An 18547-nucleotide genomic window follows, 5' to 3' on the forward strand; every position below is an offset into this window, starting at 1 on the left:
ATGCATTACTGATACACAATCTCGCCTTTCGGTTCGAACGCCGCCGCATCCAGCGGCGAGTGCTTCTCGATATACTGTTTCAGCACCTCGGCGTCGATAAAGCCGGTATTCACGTAGCTCGGCAGGCCGTCAATCTTCGGATAGCCATCGCCGCCCAGCGCGTTGAAGTTCAGCGTCGCCATCCGGTAGGTTTTATCCGCCTGCAGCGGTTGGCCGTTAATCTTCACCGCGCTGACGCCGCTGCCGTCCGCCACCAGGCTGACGTTGGCGAACTGCGCATAGGCGCCAGAGTCCGGCTTCATATTAGCCACCACCGCCAGATACTTCTCGATTTCACGGCCTGTCATATCGGCATACACCAGCGTATTGCCGAACGGCTGCACCTTGAGCACGCTTTTGTAGGTAATATCGCCGGCTTCGATAGAGTCACGCACCCCGCCGCCGCTCATCACGGCAAAGTCAGCGTTGGCGCGTTCCATCTGCGCCGCCAGCAGTACGCGCGCCAGATTGGTCTGTACAAAGCGGACTTTGCTGCGGTCCCCTTCCAGCTTGCCGTTGACGCTGCCGATTTTCACCTCCAGCTGCGCTTTGCCTTTATCCTGGAACGGCGTCAGCAGTTTCATCATCGCCGGATCTTCCGCGATCTGTCGGGTGTAGTAGACGCGCTCGCTGCTGCCGTCGGCCTTCTCCACCTTTTTCTTCAGGTTCACCGGGATCAGCTGATAATGCTTCAGCGTCAGCTTGCCGTTGCGGAACTGGAAGTCCGCCCGCCCGACGTATTTGCCCCATTCGTGCGCCTGCACGATCCAGGTGCCATTCTGCCGATCTGGCGAACACGGCGTGCCCGGCACATAGTCCACCTGTTTGTGGTTATCACTTGCCATGCATACCGGATCCTGCGAATGGCCGCCGACGATCAAATCGAGGTAACCGGCCGGCAGGCTGCGCGCCATTTCCACATCCCCCGGCGCGTTGGAACCGTGATTGCCGTTATCGTAATGCCCCATATGGGTGGCGGCGATAATCACATCCGGCTGTTCCTCTTTGCGCAGTTGCTCTACCACCTGTTTGGCTTCCTGCGCCGGCGGGCGGAATTCGATATCGGTGAAATATTCCGGGTTGCCAATTTTGGCGGTATCGTCGGTCGTCAGGCCGAGAACCGCAATCTTGATGCCCTGCCGGTCAAACAGCGCGTAAGGCTTAAACAGCCGTTGCCCGCTGCTTTTCTGGTAGATATTGGCGGATAACAGCGGGAAGGTCGCCCACTTCTCCTGCTGGCGCAGTACGCTGAGCGGATTATCAAATTCGTGGTTGCCGACGGCCATCGCATCATAGCCGATCAGATTCATACCACGAAAATCCGGTTCCGCATCCTGCAGATCGGATTCCGGCACGCCGGTGTTGATATCACCGCCCGACAGCAGCAACAGGCTGCCGCCGCTGGCCGCCACCTCCTGACGAATGCCGTCCACCAGCGTTTTTTGCGCGCCGAGGCCATACTCCCCGTGGTCGTTTTGCCAGAAATGGCCATGATGATCGTTGGTATGCAGGATAGTGATGTCGTAGGTCTTATCCTTCTCCCAGGCGCTGGCCAATCCCGGCAGCAAACTCAGGGAAATCAGCAGCGCCCTGGCACTGGCTGTTAACGAAAAACGCATGGCGACTCTCCAGATAATCTCAATAGGACAAGTAGTGATAAAGATGGAATTGTAACGTGAATTAATCGCTTACGATTTCAAATAATTGGGATATGCATCAAATTATGTCGCATATGGCAAAAAATAAACAACCCGCCTAAGATAGGAGCCTCTCTCTGTTACTTACCAGGCTAATAATAATATGACCGATCGTAGCGATAGCGCTGCGCCGCTGGCCGGCAACAGCGCGGTAAAAGGCACCGCTTTCTCGATTCTCGGCGCCATCAGCGTTTCCCACCTGCTCAACGATATGATCCAGTCGCTGATACTGGCGATCTACCCGATCCTACAGGCCGACTTTAACCTCAGCTTCGTACAGATCGGTATGATCACTCTGACCTATCAGCTGACCGCTTCCCTACTGCAGCCGCTGATTGGCTACTACACCGATAAATATCCGCAGCCTTACTCACTGCCGATCGGCATGGGCTTTACCCTGTCCGGCCTGCTGCTGCTGTCGGTGGCCAATACCTTCCCGCTGGTGCTATTGGCCGCCGCGCTGGTGGGCACCGGCTCCTCGGTGTTCCATCCGGAATCGTCGCGGGTGGCGCGCATGGCCTCCGGCGGCCGCCACGGCCTGGCGCAGTCGCTGTTTCAGGTCGGCGGCAACTTCGGCAGTTCGCTCGGCCCACTGCTGGCGGCGCTGATTATCGCCCCATACGGTAAAGGCAATATCGCCTGGTTTACGCTGGCGGCGCTGCTGGCCATCGTGGTGCTGCTACAGGTCAGCAAGTGGTATCAGCAGCAGCATCGCGCGGCACAGAATAGGCCGAAAACGGCGTCCGCCATCAAACCGCTGCCCAAACGCACCGTGGCGTTTTCACTGACCATTCTGCTGGTGCTGATTTTTTCCAAATACTTCTATCTCACCAGCATCAGCAGCTATTACACCTTTTATCTGATACATAAGTTCGGCGTTTCGGTGCAGAATGCGCAAATTCATCTGTTTGCCTTCCTGTTCGCCGTCGCCGCCGGCACCATTATCGGCGGGCCTCTCGGCGACAGGTTCGGCCGTAAATATGTTATTTGGGCCTCAATTCTTGGCGCGGCGCCGTTTACCCTGGCTTTACCCTATGTATCCCTGGCCTGGACCGGCGTTTTAACGGTGATTATCGGTCTGATTCTCGCCTCCGCCTTCTCCGCCATTCTGGTTTACGCGCAGGAGCTGATTCCCGGCAAAGTGGGGATGGTTTCCGGCTTATTCTTCGGTTTTGCTTTCGGCATGGGCGGATTAGGTGCGGCAGTGCTCGGCTATGTCGCCGATTTGACCAGTATCGAACTGGTTTACAAAATCTGTGCTTTCCTGCCGTTAATCGGCATTATCACCGCTTTACTGCCGAATATGGACGGTAAGACGCGTTAAAGAAACCACTTTTCCCGGCTGAAAGCGATCGCGCAGCCGGGATTTCCTCGTGCTCCTGGCTGGCTAATGCCACAATTTTCGCCAAAATCCCCTGTTCATTCCCTTCCCGGCAATATTGCATACTTTTTTATAAAAAAGACAAATTCAGTCAAACTATGATTGATTAAATGCAATAAACTAAATGTATCAATACGTAAAAAAACACCACCCGCCGTAACGCCTACACAAGAAGGAGCCTGGATGCATCATTCAACACCGCTCATCACCACCATTGTCGGAGGCCTGGTACTCGCCTTCCTCCTCGGTATGCTGGCGAACCGCCTGCGCATCTCCCCGCTGGTGGGATACCTTGCCGCAGGCGTGCTCGCCGGCCCGTTTACTCCGGGTTTCGTCGCCGATATCTCACTGGCGCCGGAACTGGCGGAAATCGGTGTGATCCTGTTGATGTTCGGTGTCGGCCTCCACTTCTCCCTGAAAGACCTTCTCGCGGTTAAATCCATCGCCATTCCCGGCGCCGTGGCGCAGATTGCCGTCGCCACCCTGTTGGGGATAGGCCTGTCACGCCTGTTAGGCTGGGATTTGCTCTCCGGTCTGGTGTTCGGCCTGTGTCTGTCAACCGCCAGCACCGTGGTGCTGCTGCGTGCGTTGGAAGAGCGCCAGCTGATTGACAGCCAGCGCGGGCAAATCGCCATCGGCTGGCTGATCGTCGAAGATCTGGCGATGGTGCTGACGCTGGTGCTGCTGCCGGCCTTCGGCAACATGATGGACAATAACAACGCCAGCACCGCACAGCTGCTGAGCGAACTGGCGATGACCATCGGTAAGGTGATCGCCTTTATCGCGCTGATGATTATCGTCGGCCGCCGCCTGGTGCCGTGGATCCTGGCGAAAACCGCCAGCACCGGCTCGCGTGAGCTGTTTACCCTGGCCGTGCTGGCGCTGGCGCTGGGCATCGCCTACGGCGCGGTGAAGCTGTTCGATGTGTCATTCGCCCTCGGCGCTTTCTTCGCCGGCATGGTGTTGAACGAGTCAGAGCTCAGCCATCGCGCCGCCCATGACACCCTGCCGCTGCGCGACGCCTTCGCCGTGCTGTTCTTCGTTTCGGTCGGCATGCTGTTCGACCCGCTGATCCTGATTAACGAACCGCTGGCGGTGCTGGCGACGCTGGCAATCATCGTCTTCGGCAAATCCGTCGCCGCTTTCCTGCTGGTCAGAATGTTCGGCCACTCCAAACGCACCGCGCTGACCATCTCCGCCAGCCTGGCGCAGATTGGCGAGTTCGCCTTTATTCTCGCCGGCCTCGGCATTGCGCTGGGCATGATGTCGGAACATGGCCGTAATCTGGTGCTGGCCGGCGCAATCTTGTCGATCATGATCAACCCGCTGCTGTTTACCCTGCTGGAGCGCTACCTGAGTAAAACGGAAACCATTGAGGAGCAGACGCTGGAGGAGGCGGTGGAAGAAGAGAAGCAGATCCCGGTGGATATGTGCAACCACGCGCTGGTGGTCGGCTATGGCCGCGTCGGCAGTCTGCTGGGCAGTAAGCTGCGCGAGGCCGGCATTCCGATGGTGGTGATAGAAAATTCCCGCCCGCGGGTCGAAGCGCTGCGTGAACAGGGGATTAAAACCGTGCTGGGCAATGCGGCCAACGGCGAAATCATGGAACTGGCGCGGCTGGACTGCGCGCGCTGGCTGCTGCTGACCATTCCCAACGGTTATGAAGCCGGCGAGATCGTAGCCTCGGCGCGCGGTAAACGCCCCAACCTAGAAATAATCGCCCGCGCGCACTATGACGATGAAGTGACCTATATCACCGAGCGCGGCGCCGACCGGGTGGTGATGGGAGAAAGGGAGATCGCCAACAGCATGTTGAATATCCTGCAGCTTGAGAACATCAGTGAGGAAGAAAAGGCCGGCGCCTGCCCGATCTAATCCTGCACGGGCCAGCAGCGCCGGCCCGTCATCCTCAACGCTCCCAGTAGGCCTCTTCCAGGCTATCTTCCCGCTCCGGCAAACCGCGCGTCAGGCGCGGCGAATGCTGGTTCAGCACCTGATAACTGACGCGGTTGGCGTATTTACACACCTGCGCCAGCGAGGAATAGGTCAGGTAACTGCGCACGTGCTTGCTGGAGTTCGGCACATTGTTGCGGTGATAACCGTTGGCCGCGATATCATGCAGCAACGCCGACAGCGCGCCGTCTCCGGCGCCGTTGGTATTCATGATCTTTTCCGGGCCGCCCATATAAGGCGCAATGTGCGAATAGACGCGGAACGGACTTTCGCAGCTCTCGCGGCGCATAGCGCGGCTGAATTCATAGCGGTTGAATTCGGCAATATGGCCCGGCAGCAGCGGATGCTGCGTTTCGCGTTTGTTGGCCTCTTCGGTATAACCGGCCATATACAGGCCGTGCGGCCCGGCGGTGCACAGCACCAGATCCACCCACTCCAGCGCCATATCCGAAGCGGTCAGCGGATCGCTCAAACCGGTCAGCTCCTGCGCCTCGTCTTCGTTCATCGCCAGGATCGATACGTTGTCCCGCAGGAAATCACGCCACCACTGCGGATCGTCGGCGATCACATATTTGGTGCCCAACGTCAGCACCACCGGCACGTCATGCTTTTTAGCGTATTCAATCGCCTTCATGGTCGCCGCCGGCATCGGCTCGCCCGGTTTGCAGCGCACCAGATAGGAGGTCAGCACCAGCGCCGATGCATCGGCAATCACCGCCTCGGGAATGCTTTCCGGCATCAGCTGGTTCATCTGGCCGGGGCTGATAGCGAAGGTACGCTCACCGCTTTCGCTAATCAGCGTAAAGCAGCGGCCGATCGCACCGTCCACGCCCTGCAGGTAGTTGAGATCGGTACGGCTGGAAGTGTTGCACAAATACCGGTAAGCGTAACTGCCGATCTTGACGTTGCTGCACATCACGCCCAGCAGCACCGAACGGTCGTCCGCCAGCACCGAATAGTTGTGCAGCGTGTTGCCGATGGTACCGCCGGCAAACTGATGGGTAATCAGATTGTTGTCGTTCAGTTCCTGATACAGCGCTTCCGCCACGTCATCTTCAATCACCAGCGAGTGCCCCAGACTCAGGCCGTAGCGCTGAACAAACGCATCATCCACTTTGGCTTCAATATCCACCAGCGTCTGGTCGATGCCGACGATATAAGAGGTGCTGACTTCATGCTCCGGTTGCGTCTGCTGCAGCAGCGGATCGCGGGCGTTCACCGGAAAATAGTGTTTGGATTTACGTTTACCAGGAAATTTCATGTGATTGGCGGTTTGTGGCAGTTAACAGGCGGGAAATGTTAACACATTCCCGCCGGATTGAAGATCAGAACTGCTGCGTCGCCAGTTGGCGCATCATCTCGATATGAGCCGGTTCGTCATTAAGTGCGGAGATGTACTCAAATTTTTCCCCGCCGGCCTGCAGGAAGATTTCACGGTTCTGCTCTTTAATCTCTTCCAGCGTTTCCAGGCAGTCCGCCGAGAAGCCCGGGCAGATCAGCTGAATGTGCTTCACGCCCTGCGCCGGCAGCGATTTCAGCGTTTCATCGGTATACGGCGTCAGCCAAGGCTCGCGGCCGAAGCGAGACTGATAGGTCAACATAATACGCTCCGCCGGCAGCGGCAGCGTAGCGGCCAGCGCGCGGCGGGTATCCTCACAGCGCAACGGGTAGTCATCCCCGGTCTGCGCATAACGCTTGGGAATACCGTGGAACGAGAGCACCAGCCGATCCGGCTGCCCATGCTCGGCGAACGCGCGCTCAACGCTCTGCTGCAACGCAGAGATATAGGCCGGGTGTTCGGCATAATCGCTGATAAAACTGATGGACGGCAGACGGCGATAGCCGCGCAGCACGCGCGCAACGCCGTCCCAGACCGCGGCGCTGGTTGAGCAGGAGTATTGCGGATACAAAGGCAGCACCACCAGATGCGTCACCCCTTGCGCCAGCAGCTTATCGATGGCGTCGTTCAGGCTCGGCGTACCGTAGCTCATGCCCAGTTCCACCGGCACCGACGGCATGCTGGCGGCCAGCGCCTGCTGCTGCCGGCGGCTGTACACCAGCAGCGGCGAACCTTCATCCATCCAGATCGACTGGTACAGTTTGGCAACGCGCGGCGAACGGATCGGCAGAATCACGCCGTTGAGGATCGGCTTCCAAATCAGCGGCGAGGTATCGACGACACGCGGGTCGCTCAGGAATTCTTTCAGGTAGCGTTTTACCGCCGCGGACGTCGGAGCTTCTGGCGTACCAAGGTTGACCAGCAATACCCCATGTTTTTCTTGCGTCATTTCAGCGCCTCTTATTTCCGTTACGCTCGGCCTGTCGCCAATACGCTGCGGCCTTAAATAAATAAGGCCGTATTGTAACGAAAAAGCCGGGGGCTGAAACCGATATCAGCAACAGGCATTACCGTTCAGCCAGTCGCCATACCGCAGCGACGTTGCGCGCCGTGACTTCGAGGTTGCGCGCCGCGTCCGTCAGCGCCTCCTCCAGCGTCATCACCCGGTCCAGCACCGAGAACGCCGCATCGATGCCGTGCTGGTGCACCACCTGGTAATCACGCGTCAGACTGCCGGCAATGGCGATCACCGGCCGCTGATGACGCTTGGCGACGCGCGCGACGCCGATCGGCGTCTTACCGTGGATCGACTGGCTGTCGAGCCGCCCTTCGCCGGTGATCACCAGGTCAGCATCCTGCAGCGCCGCCTCCAGCCGCAGCGTTTCCACCACGATCTCAACGCCCGGCCGCAGTTCGGCATTGAGCATCCCCAGCAGCGCAGCGCCCATACCGCCCGCCGCGCCGGCGCCGGGCGCGTTAATCACCCCACAGCCGGTCACCCGCTCCAACAGCTCGCCATAGTGGCGCAGCGCCCGATCCAGTTGATCCACCATCTGCGGCGTCGCGCCTTTTTGCGGGCCAAACACCGCCGACGCGCCCTGTTTGCCGCACAGCGGATTATCCACGTCGCAGGCCACGGTGATCGTTACCCGCCGCAGGCGCGAATCCAGCGCGCCAAGTTCGATCTGCGCCAGATCCGCCAGCGCCGCGCCGCCGGCCGGCAGCGGCTGCCCCTGCCGGTCCAGCAGTTTAACCCCCAGCGCCTGCATCATGCCCGCGCCGCCGTCGTTGGTGGCGCTGCCGCCGATGCCCAGAATAATGGCGCTGACGCCGCGATCGAGCGCCGCCAGTATCAACTCTCCGGTGCCGAAACTGGTGGTAATGCGCGGATCGCGACGATCGCCGCTCGCCAGATGCAGGCCCGACGCCGCCGCCATCTCGATCACCGCCGTTTTACCGTCACCCAGCAGCCCGTAGAACGCCTCAACCGGCTGGCCCAGCGGCCCGGTGACGGTCACGTTGACAATTTGCCCGTCCGTCGCGGCCACCATGGCGTCGACGGTGCCTTCGCCGCCATCGGCCATCGGCAGTTTCACATAGCGGGCATCCGGGTAAATCTGGCGGAATCCGCGTTCAATCGCCGTCGCCACCTCCAGCGCGCTCAGGCTCTCCTTAAATGAATCCGGCGCTATCACCACTTTATTCAGCGTTTTCATCGTCAACTCCTTATCCTGCCAGATTAAATACGCCGAACATCAGCGCGGAAACCGCCGCAATGGTGAAGCCCACCAGCGTTTCATACGGCAGCAGCTTCAGGCGTTCATGCACCGACATATTGACACTGCCGCCGGTGGCGTGGAAAAAACTGCCGTGTGGCAGGTGATCCAGCACGGTGGCGCCGGCATGAATCATCGCCGCCCCCGCCAGGCCGCTGACCCCCAGCTCCAGCAGCGTCGTGCTGAAAACGCCGGAAGCGACGGCGGTGCCGGCGGTGGTCGAGGCGGTCGCCATCGACATCAGCGCCCCTGACAGCGGCGCCAGCAGCCAGGCCGGCAGTCCGGTATGCGTCAGCGTGTTAATCAGCACGTCCTTTAGCTGCGAGTTGGCGATAATCCCGGCCAGCGTGCCCGTCCCCAGCAGCATGATCGCCACCGGCGCCATCCGGCTCAGGCCGGACACCATAAACTGATTGCACTGGCGGATACGCCCCATCAGCAGCGCGCCAACCAATCCCCCTACCGGCAAGGCAATCAGCGGATCGATGGCGATACCGGCGATCGGCCGCAGCGACAGCAACAAAATGGCGATCAGCGGCGCGCTGATGGCAACCCAAAAACCGGGACGGGCGCCTTCGCTTTGAGAAGTCAGTTCCTCCGCGATCACCATGCTGCCGGTGTTGCTCAGCCGTTTGGCAAGCAGATAAGCCACCAGCAGCCCGCACAGGCCGGGCACGATGCCCGCCATCATCACCGAGGTCAGCGGCTGATGAAAATTATCCGCGGCGGCAATGGTATTCGGGTTCGGCGACATCACGTTGCCGGCCTTACCGCCGCCGATCATCGCCAACAGGATCGCCACCCGCGAGATCCCGGCCTTATGCGCTATCGACAGTGCGATCGGCGCCACGGTGATCACCGCCACATCGATAAATACGCCGACCGCCGTCAGGATCAGTGTAGCCACCGCCAGCGCCAGCAGCGCGCGGGTTTCGCCGACTTTACGCACGATGGTCTCGGCAATGGTGTGCGCCGCCCCGGATTCGATCAGCACCCCCGCCAGTACGCCGGCCGCCAGGATGCGCATCACCGCGTTGGTGATACCCTGAGCGCCGCTGATCATCAGCGTGACGGTTTCGACCAGATCGGCGCCGCCGCACAGCCCGCCGGCCAAGGCGCCGGCGATCATGCCGTATGCGGGTGGAACCTTGCGTAGAATCAGGACGATGGCGACGACTAGCGCCACCAGTGCGCCCAATGTGGATACCGTTGTCATTATTGTTATTCCCCGTTGTTGGTGTCAGACCAACATATGCCGCGCCGGGGCGGTTAACTTGAGAGGAAGCAACAAAAAATCAGCGGTCAGAACACCGGTTAGTTGTGGGTTTACACAATTTACTCATTGAGCAGCATGCCGATATAGAGCTGCAGCGCTGTTGTCAATACGTTGATTTTTAAACCGGTAATGGCTTCGATACGCTGCAGGCGATAGCGCAGCGTGTTGACGTGGATATGCAGCTGCAACGCGGTCTGCGTCTGATCACAGTTCCGCGAAAAATATTGCCGCAGGGTGTGGCGCAACACCCCTTTGTCATCCTGTTCGCTCAGAATGCGCCAGGGCTTGCTCAGCTCCAGCGCCCGCCAGTCTTCGCACATGTCGCACAGCAGCGACGGCAGCGGGTAGTCGTCATAGAACAGCGATTTATGACGCAGCTTCAGCCGCCGCGCCATCGCCTGGGTGGCGCGGGCCGTCAGCCCGGAACGAAAAACGCCCTCTTCGCCGGCGAAGTAACCGCCAACGATCAGCCGCACGTTGAAACGCTGCTGCAGCCGGGCCTGCAGCGCCTGCGCCTGCTTACGCTCCAGCTTTTGGCTCCAGCCTCCCTGCAGCCAGCTGGCGGGGCGCAGCAGCACCAGTTCGTTGAGGCCGGTCATGGCGATCAGCGCTTCACGCTGGCCGCTCTCCAGCTCATTAAGCAGTTCACGCAGCAGATGCGGCTGCCGATCGTGCAGCTCAATAATCCACACGATGCGCGGCTGCAGCAAATCCAACCCCAGATAAGCGGCCATTGCCTCCAGCGCCGCCCGGTCTCCCGTCCCCTGCAGCAGCTGGTTGGCCAGCTCTTCGCGGTAACGCTTCTCCCACTGATGCTGGTCAAGCAGCGCCGCCTGCTCGACCATCAGCTCCGCCGCCATTTTGACCAGCTCCGCATAGTTGCGCACCTGCAGCGGATCGCCGGAAATACCGATCACCCCCACCCGCTGATTGCGGAAACAGAACGGCAGGTTAATCCCCGGCTGCACGCCTTTTAAGTGGGCGGCGGTGGCGACGTCAATCTCCACCACGCGGTTCTCCGTCAGCGCCAGCACCGCTCCTTCATGGCGCTGGAACAGGCGCGAGGCGTCGCCGGAAGCAATAATGACGCCGTTGTTGTCCATCACATTCACCGAGTAGGCGATAATGCCCATCGCGCGCTGGACGATTTGGCGGGCGGTGGATTCTTCCAAGAAATTGGTCGGTCTTAGCATGCGCTTCTTCCTGAAAACTGAAGTGTGGGCTGTTATACGTTATTCGCCGCGGAGAATTAAACATCAGTTCAAGCACAAAGCCAGACGGATCACATTTCATAAGAAAAAAAGGCAAAAAAAAACGCCGGACATCAGCCGGCGTTATATATCGACGAAAGGCGAATCAGTTCAGGATGGTCGCCAGCTCGGCGCTGACTTCGCTCACCTGACGGGTCCCGTCGATCTTGTGATACTGGGTGTTGCCCGCATCGGCTTCTTTACGGTAGTAAGACACCAGCGGCGCGGTCAGCTGATGGTATTCCACCAGACGTTTGCGCACGGTTTCTTCCTGGTCATCTTTACGCGTGGTCAGCTCTTCACCGGTCACGTCGTCTTTGCCTTCCACCTGCGGCGGGTTGAATTTCACGTGATACACGCGGCCGGACGGCGCGTGCACGCGGCGGCCAACGATGCGCTCAACGATCAGTTCGTCCGGCACGTCGAACTCCAGCACGTAATCCACCTTGATGCCGGCTTCTTTCATCGCGTCAGCCTGCGGGATTGTGCGTGGGAAACCGTCCAGCAGGAAGCCGTTACGGCAATCTTCCTGGGCGATACGCTCTTTCACCAGAGCGATAACCAACTCGTCGGTGACCAGCTTGCCGGCATCCATAATTTCTTTCGCCTGCTTGCCCAGTTCAGTGCCAGCCTTCACGGCTGCGCGCAACATATCACCGGTGGAGATTTGCGGAATGCCGTATTTCTCCATGATGAATTGAGCCTGAGTACCTTTACCAGCGCCCGGAGCGCCCAGCAGAATGATACGCATTGCGTAAATCCCCTTGCTATGTATCCCCTTCGCATCCCAGGCCCGCGGCCGGAATCTATCGGGTATAAGTTTTTATATTAAAATTGCGAAAACGCTCAACCATACCATTTTAGCGGTGGCCGGCTCAAGGCACAGCAGGAAATCGATTGCGGCCAATAAACAGCCAACGGCATAAAAATGAAAGGGTTACATTCTCCGCCAAACCACGCACCGATCGTCATATGCCAGGAACGGAGCGCCAGCAGACCGCAGAAATACAGGGCCGCAGCGCATAACGCCGCGGCCCCGGAAGGTTTAGGTATAAATCAGAATTATGCTGACAGCAGTTTGTTCATCCGGCGGATAAACAGGTTCGGATCTTCCAGCGTGCCGCGTTCGGCCAACAGCGCCTGATCCAGCAGCAGATCGATCCACTCGGCAAATTGTTCGTTATCGCCCACGTCGGATGCGCGTTTGACCAAGGCATGCTCCGGATTCAGCTCGAAAATATATTTCACTTCCGGCGCCTGCTGGCCCGCAGCGGCGAACAGTTTCGCCATCTGGGTGCTCATTTCATCCGCATCGGTGGTGACGATTGCCGGCGTATCGGTCAGGCGGTGCGTCAGCCGCACGTCCTTCACCCGCTCGCCCAGCAGCGTTTTCACACGATCGATAAACGGCTCCAGCTGTTTTTCCGCTTCTTTCTGCTCTTCGGTTTCATCCGCCAGTTTTTCCAGCGCTTCATCCGCCTTGCTGACCGACTGGAACACCTTGCCGTCAAATTCGGTCAGGTAGCTCATCATCCATTCGTCGATGCGGTCAGACAGCAGCAGTACCTCGATGCCTTTCTTGCGGAACAGTTCCAGATGCGGGCTGCTGTTGGCAGCGGCATAGCTGTCGGCGGTGATGTAGTAGATCTTATCCTGCCCTTCGCCCATGCGGCTGATGTACTCTTCCAGCGACACGGTCTGCGCCGAGCTGTCGCCATGGGTAGAGGCAAAGCGCAGCAGCTTGGCGACGGCGTCTTTGTTGTTGGCGTCTTCCGCCGGGCCTTCTTTCAGCACCAGCCCGAACTGCTGCCAGAACTTCTGATAGGCTTCTGCGTCGTCTTTCGCCAGTTTTTCCAGCATCTGCAGCACGCGTTTGGTCAGCGCGCTGCGCAGGTTCTGGGTTACGCGGCTGTCCTGCAGAATTTCACGCGAGACGTTGAGCGGCAGATCGTTGGAGTCGATCAGGCCGCGCACAAAGCGCAGATAGTTCGGCATAAACTGCTCGGCATCGTCCATGATGAACACGCGCTGCACGTACAGCTTCAGCCCGTGCTTATGGTCGCGGTTCCACATATCCCACGGTGCCTGCGCCGGGATATACAGCAGGCTGGTGTACTCCTGCTTGCCTTCCACCCGGTTGTGGCTCCAGCTCAGCGGATCGCTGAAGTCATGGGCGATGTGCTTATAGAACTCTTTGTATTCGTCGTCGGTCACGTCCGACTTGCTGCGGGTCCACAGCGCCTGGGCCTTGTTGACCTTCTCCCAGGTGACGGTATCGTCTTCTTCGTTCTTGGTTTCAATCTCAACCGGCAGCGCGATATGGTCAGAGTATTTGCCGATCACCGAACGCAGACGCCAGGCGTCGAGATACTCATCTTCGCCTTCACGCAGATGCAGGGTGATTTCGGTACCGCGATCTTCTTTAGTGACATCGGCAATGGTGTAATCGCCTTCGCCGACCGACTCCCAGAACACGCCCTCATCGGCGGCGGCGCCTGCGGCGCGGGTGCGCACGGTGACTTTATCGGCGACGATAAACGCCGAGTAGAAGCCCACGCCGAACTGGCCGATCAGCTGGCTGTCTTTCGCCTGATCGGAGCCGATGGACTCCAGAAACGCCTTGGTGCCGGATTTGGCGATGGTGCCGAGGTTCTCAATAACCTCGTCGCGGCTCATGCCGATGCCGTTATCAGAGATGGTCAGCGTACGCTGGTCTTTGTCGAAAGACAGACGAACGCGCAGGTCGCCGTCGCCCGCGTAAAGTTCCGGCGCGGAAAGCGCGCGGAAACGCAGTTTATCCGCGGCGTCGGAAGCGTTGGAAATCAGCTCGCGCAGAAAAATTTCTTTGTTGGAATACAGCGAATGAATCATCAAATGCAGCAGCTGTTTGACTTCAGACTGAAATCCGCGGGTTTCTTGGCCTTTCATACTCATCGATTACCTCAAAGACAATTGGTACCAAAACGAACAATGAGTATCAGATGGGGATAAGCGCGTGGTTTTTCAAGCGGCTGGGAGGAAGTTTTTATGCAGAAACGGGATGCGTCGCGCATCCCGTTAACGGCAAACGTCAGAATTTGATAGCGTGACGCCCGGCCAGCGAATGCGACAGCGTGGTGCCGTCGACCATTTCCAGCTCGCCGCCAACCGGCACCCCGTGGGCGATGCGGCTGGCCAGCACGCCGTACTGACCGCACATCTCTGCGATGTAGTTGGCGGTGGCTTCCCCTTCGACCGTCGGGTTAGTCGCCAGGATCACCTCGGCGATCTCCTCCTGCTCAAGCCGCTGCTCCAGCCGGTCGAGGCCGATATCGGCCGGGCCGATGCCGTCCAGCGGCGACAGATGCCCCATCAGCACAAAGTAGCGGCCGGCAAACTGGCCGGTCTGCTCAATGGCGTGGATATCCGCCGGGCTCTCCACCACGCAGATCTGGCCGTTTTGCTGGCGGCGCGGATTGGCGCAGATGGTGCAGACATCTTGCTCGGTAAAGGTGCGGCAATCGGCGCAGTGGCCGATTTCCGACATGGCGCGGGTCAACGCCTGCGCCAAACGCATACCGCCGCTGCGATCCCGTTGCAACAGTTGGAACGCCATACGCTGCGCCGATTTCGGGCCTACGCCCGGCAGGCAGCGCAGCGCCTCCATCAATGACTCCAGCAGCGGACTGGTTTGCATCAGAATGGCATCTTAAAGCCAGGCGGCAGTTGCATGCCGCTGGAGACCGACGCCATTTTCTCTTTCTGCGTTTCTTCGATGCGACGCGCGGCGTCATTGAACGCAGCGGCGATCAAATCTTCCAGCATCTCTTTGTCGTCTTCCATCAGGCTTGGATCGATCTCCACGCGGCGGCAGTTGTGCGCCCCGTTAATCGTCACTTTCACCAGGCCAGCGCCGGATTCGCCAGTTACTTCCAATTTGGCGATTTCTTCCTGCATCTGCTGCATTTTTTCCTGCATTTGCTGGGCTTGCTTCATCATGTTGCCCAGACCGCCTTTACCAAACATAGTCGTCTCTCGTAGCAATGGGCCGCGCAGGGTGCGCAGCGATTAAAGGGGGCGAATACTCTCTTCATCCAAATCCGCATCGAAGAACCGACGCAGCGTCTGAATGTTGGTATCCGCAACGATAGACTGACGCGCCTGCGCCAGTTTTTCTTCATAAATGGCTTGCCGCCATTCCAGCGGAGTACGCTCCGCCGGGTTTTCGTCTTCCACCACCGTCAGCTCAACCGGGCCGCCGTGCAGCTCGCTGAGCGCCTCGCTGAGCGCCTTCTGCGCCGAAGGCGAATTCAGATGGCGCTGCGTCGGCCGCAGGTGAAGACAAATTTTTCCGGGTGCCTGCTGCTCTTTAAAGGCGTTTAACGCCAGCTGCTGCACCAGTTTGGGAATGTTAAGCTTATCGATTTCCGCCGCCCAGGCGTCGCGTTCGATCGACTCTGCCACCAGTTTAGCCGACAGTTCGGGCGTTTTTTCATGTTCCAGCGCGGTGCGCAGCGCCTTCGGCGTGGCGACCGGCTCAGGCGCGGCTTCCGGCTCGGTTTGCGCACGCCAGCGGTAAGCTTCCGGCTTGGCCGGTTTCCGCTGCACGATCTTTTCCGCCTGACGCTGCTGGCTGCGCTCAGTCACGGAAGCTAATCGCTCCAGCGCTGAGTTTGCCGGCCGCGCTCTTCCTGGCGCCGCCGGCTCACTCTTTTTTGCGGTGGATGCCCCCTGTTGCCGCTGCAACTGGGTGCGCGCTTTCAATAACTGCGCGGTGGCATCCGGTAATGATGTTGCCGCCGCGCGTTGCGGTGGTGCGCTGCTGCCCAACGGCGGCGGCGCATCTTGCATGTGCTGCACCTGCGGTGCTTGTGGCGCTTGCGGTGCCTGAACGGCCACCGGCGCACTGGCGACCGGCTCCGGAATCAATGCCTTGGGATGAAACGCCAGCGCGCGCAACAGCGTCATTTCGACGCCCATACGGCGATCCGGCGCGTAGGCCAGTTCTTTACGGCCGATCAGCAGCGTTTGGTAATACAGCTGTACGTCAGTCGGCGGCAACGTGCGGGCCAGCTCGCGCAGCCGCTGCTCAATCGCCGCGTAATGGTTATCCAGCACCGACGGCAGCAGTTGCACCATGGCAATCCGGTGCAGCAGCGCCAGCGTCTCCACCAGCAGGTTTTCCCAGTCGACGCCGCGCGAAGCGGCCTGCGCCACCTGCGCCATCACCTTTTCACCGTCGGCGGTCACCAACGCTTCAAGGATCGCCAGCGGCTGCTCGTCGTCCAGCGTGCCGAGCATCTGGCTGACGGTGGCGGCGGTAACCTGCCCCTGCCCCATGGCGATCGCCTGATCGGTCAGGCTCAGGGCGTCACGCATGCTGCCGTCGGCGGCGCGCGCCAGCAATTGCAGCGCACGCGCGTCGCTGGTGATGCTCTCGGCCTGCAGCACCGTCTCCAGCTGATTGCGGATCTGTTCAACGTCCAGGGCTTTCAGATGGAATTGCAGGCAGCGTGACAGAATGGTCACCGGCAATTTCTGCGGATCGGTGGTCGCCAGCAGGAATTTGACGTGCTCCGGTGGCTCTTCCAGCGTTTTCAGCAACGCGTTGAAGCTATGACGCGACAGCATATGCACTTCATCGATCAGATAGACCTTGAAGCGGCCGCGCGCCGGCGCGTACTGCACGTTATCCAGCAGATCGCGGGTGTCTTCCACTTTGGTGCGCGAGGCGGCGTCGATTTCAATCAGGTCGACAAAACGCCCCTGCTCAATCTCGCGGCAGTTATCGCATTGACCGCACGGCGTGGCGGTGATGCCGGTTTCACAGTTCAGGCCTTTGGCCAGCAGGCGGGCGATGGTGGTTTTACCCACGCCGCGCGTGCCTGAGAACAGATAGGCGTGATGAATCCGCCCCAGCGAGAGGCCGTTAGCCAGCGCCGTCAGGACATGTTCTTGTCCGACAACATCTGCAAACGTTTGAGGGCGCCACTTACGGGCGAGAACCTGATAGCTCATTAATACCGGAGAAGTCGAGTAATCTGGAGGGTCATGCTAACACAGCCCCGCGTCAATCCGCGAGGCCGATATACGCATTGCATCTTCAAGCCGCCGTGCATCAGCCAACAACGGCGAGAAACATGCCGGGCGGGTAACCGCCGTCAATCAGTGGCCGGCGAAATTCACCAGGCAGTAGCAGTCGATGCCCAGCTTGTTCAGCCGCGCTTCGCCGCCGAGATCCGGCAGATTGATGATAAACGCCGCATCTTTGACTTCGCCGCCCAGGCGGCGGATCAGCTTGGCGGTGGCCTCGATGGTGCCGCCGGTCGCCAGCAGATCGTCCACCACCAGCACGACGTCGCCGGCTTCGATGGCGTCGGTGTGAATTTCCAGTTGGTCGGTGCCATACTCCAGCTCATAGCTTTCACTCAGCGTGGCACGCGGCAGTTTGCCCGGTTTACGTACCGGCACAAAGCCCACGCCCAACGCCAGCGCCACCGGCGCGCCAAACAGGAAACCACGCGCTTCGGTACCAACCACTTTGGTGATGCCTGCATCGCGATAACGCTCGACCAGCAGTTCGATGCTGGAAGCATAAGCCAGTGGATTCTCCAGCAGGCTGGTGACGTCACGGAACAGTATGCCCGGCTTCGGGTAATCCGGAATGGTTTTGATACTGTCTTTAATAAACTGAAGCTGCTGCGCAGTAGCGGTCATAATTATTGCCTGATAAAACTGCTTAAAACTGGAACGCGGGACGCCTGAAATCCGGAGCGCCTCTAAGGGAGGATGCCCTGGAAAAAGTAAAATAAGGAGGTAACCCGCGCACGAAAACGCTCAAATTTATGCAAACTGACGCACAAATGCAACCGTCCCTTGCTTTCGGCCTGCCCTTGCCCGTCCGTTCTGCCCATCATAATCGGCGTTCAGCGCCGTTTTTCTTGTGGCAGATCAACAACCGGCAGACGCCACATAAAAATCAGCAGCGCGATCAACATCAGCAACAGCAGAAGTCGCAGCCAGCCGATGTTCACCAGCCAGATCGATACGGCGAAGGTTAGCGTGCTCAGCAGCATCCCCTTCCATTTGGCGCCGGGCGGCAGCGCCTTATGCTGCTGCCAGTGGCGCAGATAGCCGCCGCACCAGGAGCGATACAGCAGCCAGTGGTGAAACCGCGGTGAGGATCGCGCAAAACACCAGGCCGCCAGCAGTAAAAATGGCGTCGTCGGCAGCAGCGGCAACACCACGCCGAGCGTCGCCAGTACCACCGCCAGCCAACCGACCACAATCAACAGCCAACGCGCCATCATTTTCCCCCTTCGCCATGCAGCCTCCACTTTACCACCGCTCCGGGCCG

The 18547-nt window shown here is 59.4% G+C and carries 15 protein-coding genes and 1 other annotated feature; of the genes, 2 read left to right on the forward strand and 13 right to left on the reverse strand.

Annotated elements, in window-relative coordinates:
* Nucleotides 1-5: 5 nt before the first annotated feature.
* Nucleotides 6-1658: a bifunctional UDP-sugar hydrolase/5'-nucleotidase UshA gene (ushA, locus tag HF675_RS18025; protein WP_187043532.1), complete on the reverse strand. Its 1653-nt coding sequence runs from the start codon at nt 1656-1658 to the stop codon at nt 6-8.
* A 181-nt stretch (nt 1659-1839) separates the two neighbouring features.
* Between ushA and HF675_RS18030 the strand changes: the two genes are divergently transcribed.
* Both HF675_RS18030 and ybaL read left to right on the forward strand, forming a co-directional pair.
* Nucleotides 1840-3060, forward strand: coding sequence for an MFS transporter (locus tag HF675_RS18030; protein ID WP_105230067.1), 1221 nt, complete (start codon nt 1840-1842; stop codon nt 3058-3060).
* Nucleotides 3061-3300: 240 nt separating this feature from the next.
* A complete protein-coding gene (ybaL, locus tag HF675_RS18035; RefSeq protein ID WP_105230066.1) occupies nt 3301-4992 on the forward strand; it encodes a YbaL family putative K(+) efflux transporter in 1692 nt (563 codons plus the stop codon).
* Between the two features lie 34 nt (nt 4993-5026).
* Here ybaL and HF675_RS18040 read toward each other — a convergent pair whose 3' ends face one another.
* The 12 genes from HF675_RS18040 to HF675_RS18095 form a co-directional block, all read right to left on the reverse strand.
* Nucleotides 5027-6331, reverse strand: coding sequence for an inosine/guanosine kinase (locus HF675_RS18040; RefSeq protein WP_187043533.1), 1305 nt, complete (start codon nt 6329-6331; stop codon nt 5027-5029).
* 64 nt (nt 6332-6395) lie between these two features.
* Nucleotides 6396-7358 carry a ferrochelatase gene (gene hemH / locus HF675_RS18045; protein ID WP_105230064.1) on the reverse strand — a complete coding sequence of 321 codons (963 nt, stop codon included), beginning with the start codon at nt 7356-7358 and terminating at the stop codon, nt 6396-6398.
* Between the two features lie 118 nt (nt 7359-7476).
* Nucleotides 7477-8625: a glycerate kinase gene (locus tag HF675_RS18050; RefSeq protein WP_187043534.1), complete on the reverse strand. Its 1149-nt coding sequence runs from the start codon at nt 8623-8625 to the stop codon at nt 7477-7479.
* A gap of 10 nt (nt 8626-8635) precedes the next feature.
* Nucleotides 8636-9901 carry a GntP family permease gene (locus HF675_RS18055; RefSeq protein ID WP_105230062.1) on the reverse strand — a complete coding sequence of 422 codons (1266 nt, stop codon included), beginning with the start codon at nt 9899-9901 and terminating at the stop codon, nt 8636-8638.
* A 119-nt stretch (nt 9902-10020) separates the two neighbouring features.
* Nucleotides 10021-11154 (reverse strand): sugar diacid recognition domain-containing protein, encoded by a 1134-nt coding sequence (locus HF675_RS18060; RefSeq protein ID WP_187043535.1) that lies wholly within the window; start codon nt 11152-11154, stop codon nt 10021-10023.
* Between the two features lie 163 nt (nt 11155-11317).
* A complete protein-coding gene (gene adk / locus HF675_RS18065) occupies nt 11318-11962 on the reverse strand; it encodes an adenylate kinase (protein ID WP_105230060.1) in 645 nt (214 codons plus the stop codon).
* Between the two features lie 311 nt (nt 11963-12273).
* Entirely contained in the window at nt 12274-14139 is a 1866-nt protein-coding gene (gene htpG / locus HF675_RS18070) for a molecular chaperone HtpG (protein WP_172606307.1), read from the reverse strand.
* Nucleotides 14140-14281: 142 nt separating this feature from the next.
* The gene (gene recR, locus HF675_RS18075; protein WP_015671237.1) at nt 14282-14887 is read right to left on the reverse strand and encodes a recombination mediator RecR; all 606 of its coding nucleotides are present in this window, start codon (nt 14885-14887) and stop codon (nt 14282-14284) included.
* Entirely contained in the window at nt 14887-15216 is a 330-nt protein-coding gene (locus tag HF675_RS18080; protein WP_105230058.1) for a YbaB/EbfC family nucleoid-associated protein, read from the reverse strand. Before HF675_RS18080 ends, recR begins: the two co-directional genes overlap by 1 nt.
* Before the next feature lie 42 nt (nt 15217-15258).
* Nucleotides 15259-17208 (reverse strand): DNA polymerase III subunit gamma/tau, encoded by a 1950-nt coding sequence (dnaX, locus tag HF675_RS18085; RefSeq protein ID WP_187043536.1) that lies wholly within the window; start codon nt 17206-17208, stop codon nt 15259-15261.
* Nucleotides 15862-15926: a sequence feature (DnaX frameshifting element), on the reverse strand. It overlaps the preceding gene by 65 nt.
* Before the next feature lie 147 nt (nt 17209-17355).
* The gene (apt, locus tag HF675_RS18090) at nt 17356-17907 is read right to left on the reverse strand and encodes an adenine phosphoribosyltransferase (RefSeq protein WP_105230056.1); all 552 of its coding nucleotides are present in this window, start codon (nt 17905-17907) and stop codon (nt 17356-17358) included.
* Nucleotides 17908-18116: 209 nt separating this feature from the next.
* The gene (locus tag HF675_RS18095; RefSeq protein WP_111738101.1) at nt 18117-18497 is read right to left on the reverse strand and encodes a DUF454 family protein; all 381 of its coding nucleotides are present in this window, start codon (nt 18495-18497) and stop codon (nt 18117-18119) included.
* Between the last annotated feature and the right edge of the window lie 50 nt (nt 18498-18547).

Origin of the sequence: Serratia sp. JUb9, from assembly GCF_014298095.1 — a bacterium.
Classification (GTDB): domain Bacteria; phylum Pseudomonadota; class Gammaproteobacteria; order Enterobacterales; family Enterobacteriaceae; genus Serratia_B; species Serratia_B rhizosphaerae.